This is a genomic window from Arcobacter defluvii, assembly GCF_013201725.1.
Taxonomy (GTDB): domain Bacteria; phylum Campylobacterota; class Campylobacteria; order Campylobacterales; family Arcobacteraceae; genus Aliarcobacter; species Aliarcobacter defluvii.
The window spans coordinates 1,956,110-1,972,673 of sequence record NZ_CP053835.1; the positions used below are offsets into that span (position 1 = coordinate 1,956,110).

Genomic DNA, 16,564 nt, shown 5'->3' on the forward strand with positions numbered 1-16,564 from the left:
TTTTATTCCATTAGTTTTTTATGTAATCTATCTATTTTAAAAGTTTTAGCAACACCACTTATACTTAAATATGCTCGTTTTGAAATTCCTAAAGGAACTTCTTGAGGTATTCCCATATTTTTTTTTGTTTCTAACATATTATTTCTTGGAAAATCTGTTTCTGTACAACCAATACAAGGCATTCCAACTCTTGTTTTAGAACTTATTTCATTCCATAAAATTTTATTGCAAGAACTATGAGTCATAGGACCTCTACATCCTTGATTATAAAATAAACATCCTTCTTTTTGTCCAAAATTTCCTTCTACTTTCCACTCAAAATATTCATTTCTGGTACAACCATGATGAGCTAAAGTACTATAAAGTTCTTTTGGTCGTCCAACTTCATCTAAATCTATTTTGCCAAAAGTTTTTAAACTAAAAAGTGTTTGAAAAATCCATTCTGGATGAACAGGACACCCTGAGAGATTTATTATTGGATGAATAAGAGTTTGAAGATTATTATTTTCTAAAGCCTCTTTTATTCCACAAATATCATCATTTTGAGTAAATTTTGCATGAATTCCACCAAATGAGGCACATGAACCTACTGCAATAATGTACTTTGATCTTAAAGCTAATTTTTCTAATAAGTTTTTTGATGAATCATTTGAAATTGAAAAAATAAATTCATTTGAAGATATTGAACCTTCAACTAATAAAAAATCTATCTCTTTTTGATTTTCTAAAATATATTCAAGTGAATTATTTATAGTTAAACTAGGATGATATATAAGATTAAAACTATTTAAAAAAAGTTCAAACCTATTTGAGTTTGAACTTAATAGTGAGTGTGTATTTCCATTACAAGTAATTGCTTGAAACCAGACTATAGTCGGTTTAAACTCATGCATCATACTTTAATGCTCGATAAATATTTTCTGCTACTGCATCTGAATAACTTAATAAATCTTTATCTAAAACATTTTCTCCACTTAAAAATGCGAATCCACCTAAACATCCCATAATCATTCCAAATGCAGGGAAAAATTCTTGTTCTCTAAACTCTTTTTTTTGTGCACCATCATCAAGTAAAATCATAACTTCTGTTACAAACTCTCCTACACATAAAAAGCCTTCACAACCTTGTTTAAAAACTTCTCTATTTGATAAGTAAACTCTTAAAAAATATTCAACAATTTCAGGAGATTTTTGAACATTTTCTAAATATTTTTTAACAAATAAATAAATCTTCTTTTTTGAAGTTATATCCATATTGTTAACTTCTCTTAACTCTTCTGCTAAAATATTTGTAGAATATTTAATTGCAAATTTGGCTAATTCTTCTTTTGAAGAGAAGTAATTATACATATTACCCACACTCATTTTCATAGCTTTTGCAATATCTGGAATTGTAGTATTATAAAAACCTTTTTGAGAAAAAAGTTTTAAAGCATTTTCTATAATTGAATTCTTTTTGTTTTCTTTATTATTAATAACATATCCTTTAAAGAATTTTGACTATGATATTATATTTATTATTAATAAAATATGAAGTAAAAAAGTAAGAAATAAAATAAAAGGTTTTAACCTTTTATTTTGTTAAGAGTACATGAGAATCTACAACTAAAAAACGTTCTTCTTTAACACCAGTGGTTAAAGTTTCAGTATTTAGTTGAAATATTAATCCAATATCTTTTGCCAAAAAACTATGTAATACTTCATCACTAACACTGTCTACACATATTTCTTCTATTACATCATTGTAAGTTTTTGTTGAAGTAGAATATTCTTTTCCAAAAAAACTATTTATTGTATCTTTTACATTAATAGTGTCATAATGTTTATTTAAATTACAAGTCCAAACGCTACCATCTGTATCTGTTTCACTAATAATCTTTTCTCCTATAGCCACATTTCTGGTAATTACTTCTACACTATTATCATAAAAATATGTGTACTTTATCACGTCAGTTAATATTTCAAACTCTGCAAAAACTGTTTTTGAAGCAATTAGTTGGTTATATTGATCAATTGTTGAAATAGTATTATTGTGAAATTCATATTCATTTATTTTATTACTACTATTTTTATTATAAACTGTAGCATCAACATACTTAATAGTTTGAACATTATCTGCATATATTGTAAATGTATTATTTTCAACTGAAATTTTATCTTCACTTAAAACACTTGGATTAATCGAATAACTATACAAATCATATTTTTGTATAGTTGGAGTTGAAGAGCTACCACCTCCACCACCACAACCAACAAATAATAAAACACTACATGAAAGCATTAAAAATTCTTTTTTAAACATTAAATTCCTTTTTTATAAGTTATTATATTATTAAATATAGTAAATAAAAAAACCAAGGATTAAATCCTTGGTTTTTTAGAATTAATTATCTTGAAGAAACAAGAGTAGTTAATTGTTCAGGTGAAACTTTATGGAAGTTTAAGTATTTGTAAACACCATCTTTATTTTTTTCAGTAATTTTTTTAGAAACAATTTCCATATATTCAGAAACAGATGGTAATCTTCCTAAAAGTGCAGCAACAGCAGCAACTTCAGCAGAACCTAAATAAACTTTAGAGTTTTTACCAAGTCTGTTATCAAAGTTTCTTGTTGATGTAGAGAATACAATTGAACCTTCACCAACTTGTGCTTGGTTACCCATACATAATGAACAACCTGGAATTTCTATTCTAGCACCAGCAGCAGCAAATGCAGCATAATATCCTTCTTCAGTTAATTGAGCTTCATCCATTTTAGTTGGAGGTGCAACCCATAATTTTGCTTTAGCAACACCTTCACCTTTTAATACTTCTCCTAAAGCTCTGAATAATCCGATATTTGTCATACAAGAACCAACAAATACTTCTTCAATTTTTTTAGGTCTGTTATCATCAGCTAAGATTTCAGATAAAGTAGCAACATCATCTGGATCATTAGGACAAGCTAAGATTGGTTCTTTGATATCATCTAAATTGATTTCGATTGTAGCTAAATATTCAGCATCTGCATCTGGCTCTAATAATTGTGGATTTTTAATCCATTCTTTCATTTTATCAGCTCTTCTTTGAAGAGTTTTTTTATCTTCGTAACCTTCTTCAATCATTTTTTCAATTAAAGCAATGTTTGAAGATAAATATTCAATAATTGGCTCTTTATTTAATTGAACAGAACAAGCAGCAGCACTTCTTTCAGCAGATGCATCAGATAATTCAAATGCTTGCTCAACTTTTAAGTCTGGTAAACCTTGAATTTCAATAATTGTTCCAGCAAAAATATTCTTTTTATTTTTTTTAGGAACTGTTAATAATCCTTGTTTAATCGCATAATAAGGAATAGCATTTACTAAATCTCTTAAAGTAATACCTGGTTGCATTTTTCCAGAGAATTTAACTAAAACAGATTCTGGCATAGTTAAAGGCATCATACCTGTAACACCTGCGAATGCGATAAGTCCTGATCCAGCTGGGAATGAAATACCAATTGGGAATCTTGTATGAGAATCTCCACCAGTTCCTACTGTATCTGGTAAACATAATCTATTTAACCATGAGTGAATAACACCATCACCTGGCTTAAGTGTAACTCCACCTCTTGAGTTGATGAAATCTGGTAAAGTGTGTCTTAATTTAATATCAGCTGGTTTTGGATAAGCAGCTGTATGACAGAATGATTGCATAACCATATCAGCACCAAAAGATAATGCAGCAAGTTCTTTAATCTCATCTCTTGTCATAGGTCCAGTTGTATCTTGTGATCCAACAGTTGTAGCGATTGGCTCAACATACATACCTGGTTTAACACCAGCAATACCACAAGCTTTTCCAACCATTTTTTGTGCTTGAGTAAATCCTTTACCGTTATCAGCTGGTTGCTCAGGAGCAATAAACATATCAGAAGCATCTAATTTTAATGCAGCTCTAGCTTTTGCAGTTAAACCTTTTCCAATAATTAATGGAATTCTTCCTCCTGCTCTCATTTCATCTGTTAATGTATTTGGAGCTAATTTAAATTCAGAAACAACTTTTCCATCTTTTTCAATAACACCATCATATGGTTTTAATACGATAACATCACCAGTTTCTATAGCATCAACGCTAGCTTGAATTGGTAAACATCCTGAATCTTCTGCAGTATTGAAGAAAATTGGAGCAATAATAGAACCAATAACAACCCCACCTGTTCTTTTATTAGGAACACCTGGAATATCTCTACCCATATGCCATTGAACAGAGTTGATTCCTGATTTTCTTGATGAACCAGTTCCAACAACATCTCCAACGTATGCTAAAGGGTGACCTTTTTCTTTTAATTCAGCCATTTTTTCTAATGGTTTTTCCATTCTTGATTGTAACATTGCAGTTGCATGTAATGGAATATCAGATCTTGTAAATGCAACAGTTGCAGGAGATAAATCATCTGTATTTGTTTCACCTGGGATTTTATATACAGTTAATGTAATTTCTTCTTCTAAAGCTGGTTTATTTGTAAACCATTCAGCATTTGCCCAAGACTCAATAACTTCTTTTGCTTTTGCATTTCCAGCATCCATTAACTCTTTTACATCATTAAATGAATTATAAACTAAAATAGTGTTTTTTAATTGAGTTGCAGCAGCATCAGCTACTTCTGCAATTTTTAATGCTTCAACTAATGGAGAAACATTATATCCACCCATCATTGTTCCTAAAATTTCAATAGCTTCAACTTTTGAAATAACTGAACAAGAAACTTTTCCTTGAACAATATCATTTAAAAATGCAGCTTTTACGTAAGCAGCATCATCAACACCTGGGTTAATTTTATTTTTAAATAAATCTAATACATATTCAGCTTCAACAACTGGATTAGCTTTTAATAATTCTACTAACTCAACAGTTTGCTCAGCAGTTAGAGGTAATGCAGGTAATCCACCTTCATTAAGTCTTTCTTGCGAATGTGCTTTATAGTTTGCTAATAAACTCATATATAATCTCCTCTTGATTTTAGAAAGTTCAACTATTATATCACAAAGAAAAAAATAAGTATGTACAATTTTTGTAAAGAATTGTACAAGTTTTTATTTATGTAAATAAAAGTTACACTAAATCTTTGTATTAATTTTAAATTAATTTTAGCCATACAAGAAATCAATATTTTCAAGATTTTTATTAAATTTACTTTAAGTTAAATAGTTTTTTGTATGTACAACTTTTGTACATTGTTTTTATTATTTGTTCAATTATTTTTTTGTATATTTTCATAATTAATAAAATGAAAAATAAGAGAAAATTATGATAAAAGAATTAGAAAAAAAACTACACAATGAGATTCCTTTAACTAAATTTATGAATTTAAAAATTTTAAATTATAATGAAAAAGAATTAATAACAACCATACCATTAGATGTAAATATAAATGATAAAGGAACAGCTTTTGGAGGAAGTTTAGCAACATTAACTATAATTTCTGGATGGAGTTTATGTTGGTTGATTTCAAAAGAATTAGGTTTCAATAGTAATAATATTGTAATTATAAAAAATGAAAATTCATATAAAAAACCCGTTACAAAAGATATAATTTGTCATACTTTTAAACCAAACAATGAAGAAATAAATATTTTAAAAGAAAAACTTTTATCAAAACAAAGTGCTTCAGTAAAAATAACATCTCAGATAGTTGAAAATAATGAAATTTGCGTGGATTTTGTAGGATATTATGTTATAAAAATATAATATCCTCTATTAAAAGTTTATCTAATATTTAAAAATTAATTATAGCCTAAGTCTTCTAGTTGTTTTGTTTTTTTATCAAGTTCTTCTAAAGCTTTTTTATAATCACTTACATCAAGCATAATACCAACAAGACCTAAAATTTCTCCATCCATGATAAATGATGATTTATAAAAATGATAATCTCTTGTTATATCATCAGCACACTTCACTTTTCCCTCATAAAATTGTTCTTTTGAAGTCAAAAAAAGTTCTTTATCTTTTTCATAATATAAATCAGCATTTTCTTTTGGAATAACATGACCTAAATCATAAAGAGTTTTTCCTATAATTTCCTCTTTTGGGATTCCTAATATAATTTTTGAAAAAGCATCATTACAATGCTGATAAACTCCGTCTTTATCTTTATAAAACATAGGACTTGGAATAATATCAAATAGTTTTTTTAAAAAAAAATTATTAAATTTTGCTTCTTTTTCTAAAAATGCAATTTTTAAAGTTAACTCTTCATAACTCAATCTTTGTTTCATTTTCTACCTTTTATAATTTATGAAAATATCAATTTTATGTAATTTAAAATGTATTTATAATATTATAATTTTTATTAATAAAATATTATTTTATTAAATTTAAAGGTTCATAATGTCAAATGAAATACAAATAGCAAAACTAGGTGAAAAAGTTTTAAGAAAAAAAGCAAAAAAAGTTAAAGATATAAAAAGTGAAGAAATAAAAAACATCGTTTCACTTATGATTGAAACCCTTAAAAAATCAAATGGTGTTGGTCTTGCTGCTCCTCAAATATTTATTTCAAAACAGATTATGATTATCTCATCAAAACCAAATGAAAGATATCCGAACGCTCCACTTTTGGAAGATTTAGTTTTAATAAATCCAAAAATAATAAAAACTTCAAAAGGTAAAAACAAAGATTGGGAAGGATGTTTAAGTATCCCAGGAATTAGAGCAAAAGTTCCAAGATATAATAAAATTGTAGTAAAGTATAAAACTTTAGAAAATGAGAAAAAAACTATTGTTTTCAAAGACTTTATAGCAAGAATTTTTCAACATGAATATGACCATTTAATAGGACATGTTTATATTGATAGAGTTGAAACAAATAAAGATATCATAAGTGAAGAGATTTATCGTTCTTTAATTTAATTCTTTTATAAAAAATTATTTTTTAAGCTATTATTATAATAAACATTATAGAATAAACTGTATATTTGAATAAAGGATATACAGTGGAAAATTACAACTTTAAAACCTACAATGAACTTTTCACTCATATTTGTAATTTAGATAATGAATATTTTTTAAACTATCTTTCAAATGGAACTTATAAAAACATCTCAACTACTACTTTTAAAAACAAAGTTATTTGTTTATCTCTTGCTTTAAAAGATATGGGAATACAAAAAGGTGATACAGTTGGTATTTTTGCCTCAAGTTCTCCTTTTTGGCTTATTTTTGATTTTGCAATTCATGAAGTAGGAGCTATAAGTGTGCCTATTTTTGCAAATATTTCAACTGAAAATTTAAACTATGAAATAAACGATTCAGCTATGAAATATATGTTTATTGATTCACTTGAAAGATTAAAAGATATTGAAGAAAAAAATTCACATTTAACTTTTATAACTCATAATTTTTGTATAAAAGAGCCAAATTTTTATAATTATGATGAAATATTAGTTATTGGGCAACAAATTTGTGATTCAAAAGGATTTATTCCTCATAAAGCAGAAGAAGATGAAATATTTTCTATTATCTATACAAGTGGAAATACAGGAACTCCAAAGGGAGTGATGCTTACACATAAAAATATAGTTTCACAACTTCAAGATATAAATAAACTAATAGATTTACCACAAAGTGAAGTTGCCCTATCACTTCTTCCTTTAGCACATATTTTTGAGCGAACTGTTATGAGTTATTATCTAAGTCGTGGAATTAGTATTTATTTTGTAGATGATATTTTAAATGTAGCAAATCTTATGAAAGTTGTAAAACCAACAATTATGACAGTTGTTCCAAGACTTCTTGAAAAAATATTTAACAAAATAAAAACTCAAATTTTAGAAAAACCATTTTTTAGTAAAATAATTGCTTCATTAGCCTTTTCTTATTCTTTAAAAGAGAACTTAGATAAAAGTTCTCTTTTATTTAAAATTTATGACAAACTTGTTTACTCAAAATTTAGAGAAATATTTGGTTCAAGAGTTCAAAAACTTGTAAGTGGAGGTGCACCTTTATCAAAAGAGATAGCACAATTTTTTGTAAATATTGGCGTTCCCGTTTATCAAGGTTATGGTTTAACAGAATTTTCACCAGTTATTTCTACAAACTATCCATCTGCCAACAAAGTAGGTTCTTGTGGAAAAGTAATCCCAAGTGCAAAAATAAAAATAGCTCAAAACAAAGAACTTCTAGTATCTGGATCATCTTTAATGAAAGGATATTTAAATCAAGAAGAATTAACAGCAAAAACCATAGATAAAGATGGTTGGCTTCATACAGGAGATATTGCCTATCTTGATGAAGAGGGTTATTTATTTATAACAAGTAGATTAAAAGAGATATTTAAAACTTCCACTGGTGAATATGTAAATGCAGTTGCAATTGAACAAAAACTATCAAAAGATAGATATATCGAGTTTGCTGTAGTTATTTCAGAAAATAAAAAATTCACTACTGCCCTACTTTTTGTAGATAAAGAGAAATATCAATTAGCAAAAAAAATAAATAATAACTTAACAATAGAAGAGTATTATAAGCAACCAGAAATTTTAGATAACATTTCTAAACACATATCAAATATCAATAAAGACTTGAATCAATGGGAAAAAATTGTTGATTTTAGAATTATAACAAACGATATTTCTATTGAAAGTGGAGAATTAACTCCATCAATGAAAATTGCTAGAAGTAAAATTGAACAAAAATATGCTAGTTTTATAAATAGCATGTATGAGGAGCAAAAATGAAAGAGAGAATTGCCATAATTGATGGATTAAGAAGTCCAATAGCTAAAGCAAATGGTAAATTAAATGATGTAAGTGCTGATATTTTAGGAAGTATTATTACAAAAGAGTTAGTTCTTAGAAATAATTTAGAATATGAACAATTTGATGAAGTAATTATGGGAAATGTTGCAAATCCTGCAAATGCTACAAATATCGCAAGAGTTATGGCTAGCCGTGCTGGTTTTCCTTCACAAACTCCTGCTTATACAGTTCATAGAAATTGTGCTTCAGGAATGCAAGCAATATCAAGTGCTATTGAAAAAATTCATTCAAATCAAGGGGATTTATACCTTGTTGGAGGAATTGAATCTATGAGTAATCTTCCTTTATATTATAGTGATGAGTTAAAAAATCTAATAACAAAATTTACATATTCAAAATCATTTATTGAAAAAATTCAACTTTTAAGCTCTTTTAGACCAAGTTTTTTAAAACCTACTATTGGTTTACTAACTGGTCTAACTGACCCAATTTCAGGAAAAATCATGGGATTAACAGCTGAAAATCTAGCAAATGAGTTTAAAATAAGTAGAGATACTCAAGATGAATATGCTTTAAAATCTCATCAAAAAGCTCAAAAAGCAATAGAAACTGGGATTTTTAAAGATGAAATTCATCAAATTATGACAAGTAATGCTTCAATTACACAAGATGATGGAGTAAGATTTAATCAAACTATTGAAGCCTTAAATAAGTTAAAACCTATTTTTGATAGGTTAAGTGGAACAGTAACAGCTGGTAATTCTTCACAAGTTTCAGATGGAGCTTGTAGTTTGATAGTTTGTAGTGAATCAAAAGCAAAAGAATTAAATCTTGAACCACTTGGATTTATAAAAGATTATGCTTATGCTGGACTTGATGCAAATAGAATGGGATTAGGTCCAATCTATGCAACAAAAAAACTTTTTGATAAAACTAATCTTACTTTAAAAGATATAGATTTAATTGAGATGAATGAAGCTTTTGCTGCTCAAATGATTGCAAATCAAAAAGCTTTTGCTTCAAATGATTTTTGTAAAAAAACTTTTAATTCAAATGCTCTTGGTGAAATTGACGAATCAATTTTAAATGTAAATGGTGGAGCAATTGCCCTTGGTCATCCAGTTGGAATGAGTGGAGCTAGAATTGTTTTAACAGCCCTTAAAGAACTAAGAAGAAGAAAAGACAAATTGGCACTTGCAACACTTTGTATTGGTGGTGGACAAGGTGCATCTTTCTTATTGGAGATATAATATGAGTAACATTATTTTAGAAATTAAACAAAATATAGCAACACTAACTTTTGATTTAAAAGATGAAAAAATAAATAAATTATCATTTGAAATTTTAAAAGAGTTTGATGAAAAACTAAATCTTATTAAAAATGATATTTCAATAAAAGCATTAGTAATTGATAGTGCAAAAAAAGATATTTTTATTGCAGGGGCTGATATAAAAGAGATTGAAAAATTAAAAGATGAAAAAGAAGTTTATGAAGCTTTGATGGAAGTTCATGAGATATTTAATAAACTAGAAAATTTACCAATCCCAACAATTGCTTATATAAATGGTGCTTGTATGGGTGGAGGACTTGAACTTGCTCTTGCTTGTAAATATAGAGTAATGAGTACAAATCCAAAAACAAAAATAGCATTTCCAGAGATAAAACTAGGAATTTTCCCAGGTTTTGCTGGAACCATAAGAGCTCCAAAAATCATAGGTTTATTAAATGCCTTAGATTTGATTTTAAGTGGAAAAACAATAGATGCTAAAAAAGCATATAAAATCAAACTTGCTGATATAATTTTTGATGATGCTCAAAAAGAGTTTATGTTAGATGATTTTGTAAAAAAAGCTATTTATGGAACACTAAAAGATAGATTTACTTTCAACCTTTTAAATTATGCTCCTTTAAATGAACTTGTATTTAAAAAAGCATATAAAAACTTAGAATCAAAAGTAAACAAAGATTTTAAAGCTCCTTATGTTGCTTTAGAAGTAATAAAAAAGACTATAAATAAAGAGTTTGATGATTCTATAAAAATTGAAGCAAAAGAGTTCTCAGCACTTGCTGTTTCAAAAGAATCAAAAAATATGATAAAACTATTTTTCTTATTTGAGAAATTAAATAAAAGTTATGAAAAAACATCTAATCCTATTTCAAATGCTGTAGTTCTTGGAAACGGAGTAATGGGAAAAGGAATTATTTATTTATTCTCAAAATATTTAAAAGATGTAAGAATAAAACTAAGAGATTTAACTCAAGCCCATGAGATTTTAAAAGATGTAGCAAAAATCTATGACCACTCTATAAAATCAAGAAGCATGAGTAAAAATCAAGTGGATTTTAAACTAAATAAAATCTCTTATACAGATAAATTTCTAGGATTTAAAAATTTTGATTTTGTTATTGAAGCAATTATTGAAGATGAAAAAGTAAAAAAAGAAACTTATAAAGAACTTGAAAATGTTATAGGTGAAAATACAATAATCGCCACAAACACTTCATCTATTTCAATAGAAAAACTAGGAAGTGAAATCAAAAATAAAGAGAATTTCTTAGGAGTTCACTTTTTCAATCCAGTAAATTTAATGCCTCTTGTTGAAATAATTCCAACAGAACAGACTTCAAAAGAGAGTATAAATAAAGTTTGTGAAATGCTTATTTCAAGTGGTAAAACACCGATTGTTGTAAAAGATTGTGCGGGATTTATAGTAAATAGAATTTTACTTCCATATCTAAATGAAGCAGCATTTATACTTGAAGAAGGCTCAAGAATTGAAAGAATTGATTCAATTATAAAAGATTTTGGAATGCCTATGGGTCCATTTACACTTGCTGATACAGTTGGAATTGATATAGGTTATAAAGTTGCTAGTATTTTAAACGAGTCTTATGGAAGTAGAATGCCAATAGCTTCTTTGATAGAAAAAATGTATAACGCAAAACTTTTAGGAGCAAAAACAAAAGCTGGATTTTATGAATATGCAGGTCGGGATAAATATCCAAACTCACATGTTACGTCTATGCTAGAGAACAATGGTAGAATTTTTGATGATGAAGAGATAGTTCAAAGATGTATATATATTATGATAAATGAAGCTAGTAGATGTTTAGAAGAAAACATCGTAACAGACGCTTCTATCATTGATTTTGCAATGATTGCAGGAACTGGTTTCCCAGCTTACAAAGGTGGATTATTAAGTTATGCAAATGAAATTGGACTAAAAAACATCTTAGAATCTTTAAGAAAATTTGAAAAAGAGTATGGAGAAAGATTTAAACCTTCTAATCTTTTAGTTAAATTGGTTGAAGAGTATGAAGATTTTGAAACAGGAGAAGCTTTATGGAAACATTGATTTTAATACTACTTATTTTAGCTTTTGGATTTTTTTCATTTCCACTTTACAGCTATTTTGCCTTAATAGGAATTTATAGTGCAATTTTTTTTGATGTTGGAACAGTTTTTTGGGCTATTTTTATAGTACTTGCTGCTATATTATTAATCCCTACTTTTAGAATAAAATTTATTACTTCAAAAATAGTAAATTTTATAAATAAAAATGGTCTATTACCAAAAATATCAAAAACAGAAGAAGCAGCACTTCAAGCTGGAACAAACTGGGTAGAAGCTGATTTTTTCAAAGCCCAAGTTAATTTCAAAGAGATAAATGCCCAAAAAGTTACAACACTTACAGCTGAAGAACAATCATTTTTAGATGATGTTGTTGATGAACTTTGTGAAAAAACAACAGACTGGGAAATTTTCCAAAATAGAGATTTATCTGATGAAGTTTGGCAGTTTATAAAAGATAAAAAGTTTTTTGGAATGATTATTCCAAAAGAGTATGGAGGTCTTGGATTTAGTGCAACTGCTCACTCAAAAGTGATTGAAAAATTAGTATCAAGATCTCAAGTTTTAGCAATAACTGTAATGGTTCCAAACTCACTAGGTCCTGCTGAACTTATTTTAAAACATGGAAGTCAGACTCAAAAAGATAAATACTTAAGCGATTTAGCAATAGGAAAACTTGTTCCTTGTTTTGGATTAACAGAACCAAATGCAGGAAGTGATGCAACATCAATAACTTCAAATGGAGTTTTATTTAAAGATGAAAATGGTGAAATAAAAATCAAATTAAATTTTGAAAAAAGATATATCACTCTAGGAAATATCGCAACTTTAATTGGACTTGCTTTTGTTTTAAAAGACCCAGAACATTTACTTGGTGAAAATGAAGATTTAGGTATTACTTTTGCTGTAATTGATTCAAATACAAAAGGTATTGATAACTCAAAACGACATGACCCACTTGGAATTCCTTTTGTAAACTCTCCTCTTTATGGAAAAGATGTAATTATTGGTTTAGAAAATATTATAGGTGAAAGTGAAGGTATTGGAAAAGGTTGGCAAATGCTTGTTGAATCTTTATCTATAGGACGGGGAATTTCACTTCCTAGTGTTAGTCTTGGTGGAAGTAAATTAGCTTTAAATGTTGTAGCTTCATATTCACAACTTAGAGAGCAATTTGGATTAAGTATCAATCATTTTGAAGGTATTGAAGAAAAAATTGCAAAAATTGCAGCACTTACATATATGTTAAATGCTTCTAGAAACTATACTTTAGATGCAATTGATGATGGAGTAAAACCAGGAGTTATAAACTCTATTATGAAATACCATGCAACAGAAAAATTTAGAACAGTTATAAATGATTCTATGGATGTTTTAGGAGGAAGTGCGATTATTAGAGGAGAAAACAACCTTCTAGCTCATGCTTATTTTGCCTTACCTATTTCAATAACTGTTGAAGGTGCAAATATTTTAACTAGAAATTTGATGCAATTTGGACAAGGATTAATAAAATCTCATCCTTATATTTATAAACAAATTACAGCATTAAATAGTAACAATGTAGAAAATTTTGATAAAGCATTTTTCTCTCATATTGGTTTAGTATTTTCATCTTTTTGTAAATCTTTTATTTTCTATATTACAAGAGCAAATATCTCTTGTCAAAAAGGAAACTTCCAAAGATATAAACAAAAACTAACTTGGGTTAGTGCTGAATTTACTCTTTTAACAAATGTTGCTTTAGGAATTTTAGGACCAAGTCTAAAAAAAAGAGAAAATATAAGTGCTAGATTTGGAGATATTTTATCAAACTGTTATTTGATAACTGCAACATTAAGAGAATTTGAAAATAATCCAAATGAAGAAGATGAACTTTTAGTTGATTATATTTGTAACTATTGTTTTAATGAAATTCAAATAGCAAGAGAAGAGATAATCACAAATATTGGTTATTTAGACTATTTACTTCCGATTTTTAAAATCAATCCTTTTTCAGTTAAAGCAAAAGATAAATTAAATGCAAAAATAGTAAAAAATCTATCAAATCAAGATTATTTACAAAAATTAACATCAGCTTTATTTATTTCAAAAAATGAAAAAGATAGATTAACAAAACTTCAACTAGCTGTCAAATTAAATAAAGAGTGTGAGAGTTCATTTAAAATTTTAAAAGATGCTATTAAAAATGGAACTATAAAAAAAGATAGTCCAGAAAATATGACTAAAGAGCTTTTAGAAAAAAATCTTTTATCAAAAGAAGAGATAGAAAAAATGCTTGAAGCTCATGCACTAAAACAAGAAGTAATAAGTGTTGATTCATTTGATGCAAAGGAATATAAGGCTCAAAAATGATTGATAAAAATGATTTGCTAATAAACACAAATGGTTATGTTTTAAGTCTACTTCAAAAAATTCTTGATGCAAATATTGAAGTAATTGGAGTTGAAAATATTCCAAAAGAGAATCCAAAAATGTTTGTTGCAAATCATTTTACAAGAACAGAAGCGATGCTTGTTCCTTATACTTTATATAACATAACAAATAAAAAAGTTGGAGTTATCGCTGCTGATTCTTTATTTAAAAGTTTTTTAGGAGATTTTTTAGAAAATCTTGGTGCTTTAAAAACAACTGCTCCAAATAGAAATGAACATATTATTGGTGATTTAATAACTTCTTGTAAAGATTGGATGATTTTTCCTGAAGGTATGATGATTAAAGGAAAAGATATTTCAAAAATAGATAAAAATTTTTGTGTAAAAGTTGATGGAGCATGTCAAAGAGTTCATACAGGAGCTGCTGTTTTTGCCCTACTTTCTCAGATTTTTAGACAAAAATATTTTGATAAAACATTGGAAAACTATGAAGAATTTAGTAATAAATATTTTATAAATAAATGCACTGATATAAATAAAAATGAAACTATGATTATTCCTATAAATATCAGTTATTCAAAACTAAGAAATGGGAAAAATTTTTTAGTTGATATGGCTAGTAAACTTATTCATGATATGGGAGTTAATTTTAAAGAAGAGCTTGAAATAGAGGGTAATATTGTTTTAAACTCAAAAATTACAATAAGAATTTTAGAGCCAATTTCAACTAAAAATTTATTAGATAAACTTTATAAAAAAGATTTGCACTATGAAAAAATCATAAACTCTTTAAGATATGAAGTAACTCATAATTTTATGGATAAAATTTATGAATCACTAACTATAAATTTTGATCATATTTTCGTTTTAGTTTTATTTTTATTTCCTAAAAAAGAGATAGAAATTGAATATTTTAAAAGACTAATTTACATAACTATTTTTAAAATAAAAGAAAAAAATATTTTCTATGATGAAGATATAAATAAAGATTTGATTTATCTAATATCTTATGAAAAATTCAAACCTTTTAATGATATTTTAGAAGTTGCCATCAAAAATAAGATTTTACAAACGGATGAAATAAACTGTTATAAATATCTAATTAATAAAAAAAATCTACTTGATACTTTTACTCATCATACTATTCGTTTAAAAAATATTTTAAGAGTAATTTTAAATGAAATTTTGATTCAAGAAGAGAGTGTAAATATAGTAAAAAATCTAGTTTCAAATAACGAAGAGTTAAATACTAAAATTCTACTAGAAATTTTAAAATATGAGGAAGATATTGAATTTGAAAATAGTTATAAAAAATTTGAAAACCATAAAGAAATAAAAGATATAGAAATAGGTAAACATAAATATTTTGAAAATAAAAACTCTAATAGTTGTGTTATAGCTATTCATGGTTTTTCCTCTGCTCCAAAAGAGATGGAAAAACTAGCTATATTTTTAAATAAAAATGGTTTCAATGTTCAAACTCCAAGATTAGATGGACATGGAACTGTATGTGAAGATTTAAAAAATAAAATTTGGCAAGATTGGTATAAATCAGTTTCAAGGTCTATAATCATTGCTTCTTTACAATATAAAAAAGTTTTTATTATTGGCTTTTCAACTGGAGGATTACTTGCACTTTTAAGTACAAAAAAACAATATAAAGAGTTTGTTTCTCTTATTTGTATAAATGCAGCACTTCATTTAAATGATATGAGAATAAAAACTCTGCTTCCTGCTATTTCATTTTGGAATGATATTGTAAAAGTTTTTCATGAAGATAAATATGCAAAAGAGTATATTGATAATACACCTGAAAATCCAGAAATAAATTATCATAAGCACTATGTAGATTCAATAGAACAATTAAATTTGTTAATGAATAAAACAAAAAAGACTCTTCCTAAAATCAAAAAACCTATTTTAATAATTCAAGGAAAAGATGACCCTGTTGTAAATCCAAGTTCTGCTCACGAAATTTTTGAAAGAATTAGTTCAAGATATAAAACACTAAAAATTATAGATTCAAAAAAACATGTAATAGTCACAGAATACAATGAAGAATTATTTTATTTAATTTTAAATTTTATAAAATCTGAATGACAAACTTTGTTATAATGAA

The 16,564-nt window shown here is 26.8% G+C and carries 12 protein-coding genes; 7 read left to right on the forward strand and 5 right to left on the reverse strand.

Annotation, left to right across the window (positions count from 1 at the left end; all coding sequences use genetic code 11):
• Window positions 1–2: 2 nt before the first annotated feature.
• The 4 genes from ADFLV_RS09775 to ADFLV_RS09790 all read right to left on the reverse strand — a co-directional run bounded on the left by ADFLV_RS09775 (window position 3) and on the right by ADFLV_RS09790 (window position 4,964).
• Window positions 3–896, reverse strand: a complete 894-nt coding sequence (locus tag ADFLV_RS09775; RefSeq protein ID WP_041654830.1) for an NADH-quinone oxidoreductase subunit B family protein — start codon at window positions 894–896, stop codon at window positions 3–5.
• Window positions 886–1,476 carry a TetR/AcrR family transcriptional regulator gene (locus ADFLV_RS09780; protein ID WP_164968518.1) on the reverse strand — a complete coding sequence of 197 codons (591 nt, stop codon included), beginning with the start codon at window positions 1,474–1,476 and terminating at the stop codon, window positions 886–888. Before ADFLV_RS09780 ends, ADFLV_RS09775 begins: the two co-directional genes overlap by 11 nt.
• Before the next feature lie 97 nt (window positions 1,477–1,573).
• Window positions 1,574–2,302, reverse strand: coding sequence for a hypothetical protein (locus ADFLV_RS09785; RefSeq protein ID WP_129011349.1), 729 nt, complete (start codon window positions 2,300–2,302; stop codon window positions 1,574–1,576).
• Window positions 2,303–2,387: 85 nt separating this feature from the next.
• Window positions 2,388–4,964 carry a bifunctional aconitate hydratase 2/2-methylisocitrate dehydratase gene (locus ADFLV_RS09790; protein ID WP_129011350.1) on the reverse strand — a complete coding sequence of 859 codons (2,577 nt, stop codon included), beginning with the start codon at window positions 4,962–4,964 and terminating at the stop codon, window positions 2,388–2,390.
• Between the two features lie 307 nt (window positions 4,965–5,271).
• On the opposite strand from ADFLV_RS09790, the gene ADFLV_RS09795 reads away from it, so the two are divergent.
• Window positions 5,272–5,712 (forward strand): YiiD C-terminal domain-containing protein, encoded by a 441-nt coding sequence (locus tag ADFLV_RS09795; protein WP_129011351.1) that lies wholly within the window; start codon window positions 5,272–5,274, stop codon window positions 5,710–5,712.
• A gap of 35 nt (window positions 5,713–5,747) precedes the next feature.
• On the opposite strand, the gene ADFLV_RS09800 is transcribed toward ADFLV_RS09795, so the two are convergent.
• A complete protein-coding gene (locus tag ADFLV_RS09800) occupies window positions 5,748–6,239 on the reverse strand; it encodes a PAS domain-containing protein (RefSeq protein ID WP_014474624.1) in 492 nt (163 codons plus the stop codon).
• Window positions 6,240–6,351: 112 nt separating this feature from the next.
• Between ADFLV_RS09800 and def the strand changes: the two genes are divergently transcribed.
• From def to ADFLV_RS09830, 6 genes are all read left to right on the forward strand, one after another.
• A complete protein-coding gene (gene def / locus ADFLV_RS09805; protein ID WP_129011352.1) occupies window positions 6,352–6,873 on the forward strand; it encodes a peptide deformylase in 522 nt (173 codons plus the stop codon).
• Window positions 6,874–6,956: 83 nt separating this feature from the next.
• Entirely contained in the window at window positions 6,957–8,699 is a 1,743-nt protein-coding gene (locus ADFLV_RS09810; RefSeq protein WP_129011353.1) for an AMP-dependent synthetase/ligase, read from the forward strand.
• The gene (locus ADFLV_RS09815) at window positions 8,696–9,970 is read left to right on the forward strand and encodes a thiolase family protein (RefSeq protein WP_129011354.1); all 1,275 of its coding nucleotides are present in this window, start codon (window positions 8,696–8,698) and stop codon (window positions 9,968–9,970) included. The genes ADFLV_RS09810 and ADFLV_RS09815 overlap by 4 nt, the downstream gene beginning before the upstream one ends.
• A gap of 1 nt (window position 9,971) precedes the next feature.
• Window positions 9,972–12,077 carry a 3-hydroxyacyl-CoA dehydrogenase NAD-binding domain-containing protein gene (locus ADFLV_RS09820; RefSeq protein ID WP_129011355.1) on the forward strand — a complete coding sequence of 702 codons (2,106 nt, stop codon included), beginning with the start codon at window positions 9,972–9,974 and terminating at the stop codon, window positions 12,075–12,077.
• A complete protein-coding gene (locus ADFLV_RS09825) occupies window positions 12,065–14,425 on the forward strand; it encodes an acyl-CoA dehydrogenase (RefSeq protein WP_129011356.1) in 2,361 nt (786 codons plus the stop codon). Before ADFLV_RS09820 ends, ADFLV_RS09825 begins: the two co-directional genes overlap by 13 nt.
• Window positions 14,422–16,545 (forward strand): alpha/beta fold hydrolase, encoded by a 2,124-nt coding sequence (locus tag ADFLV_RS09830; RefSeq protein WP_129011357.1) that lies wholly within the window; start codon window positions 14,422–14,424, stop codon window positions 16,543–16,545. The genes ADFLV_RS09825 and ADFLV_RS09830 overlap by 4 nt, the downstream gene beginning before the upstream one ends.
• The last annotated feature ends 19 nt before the right edge of the window (window positions 16,546–16,564 follow it).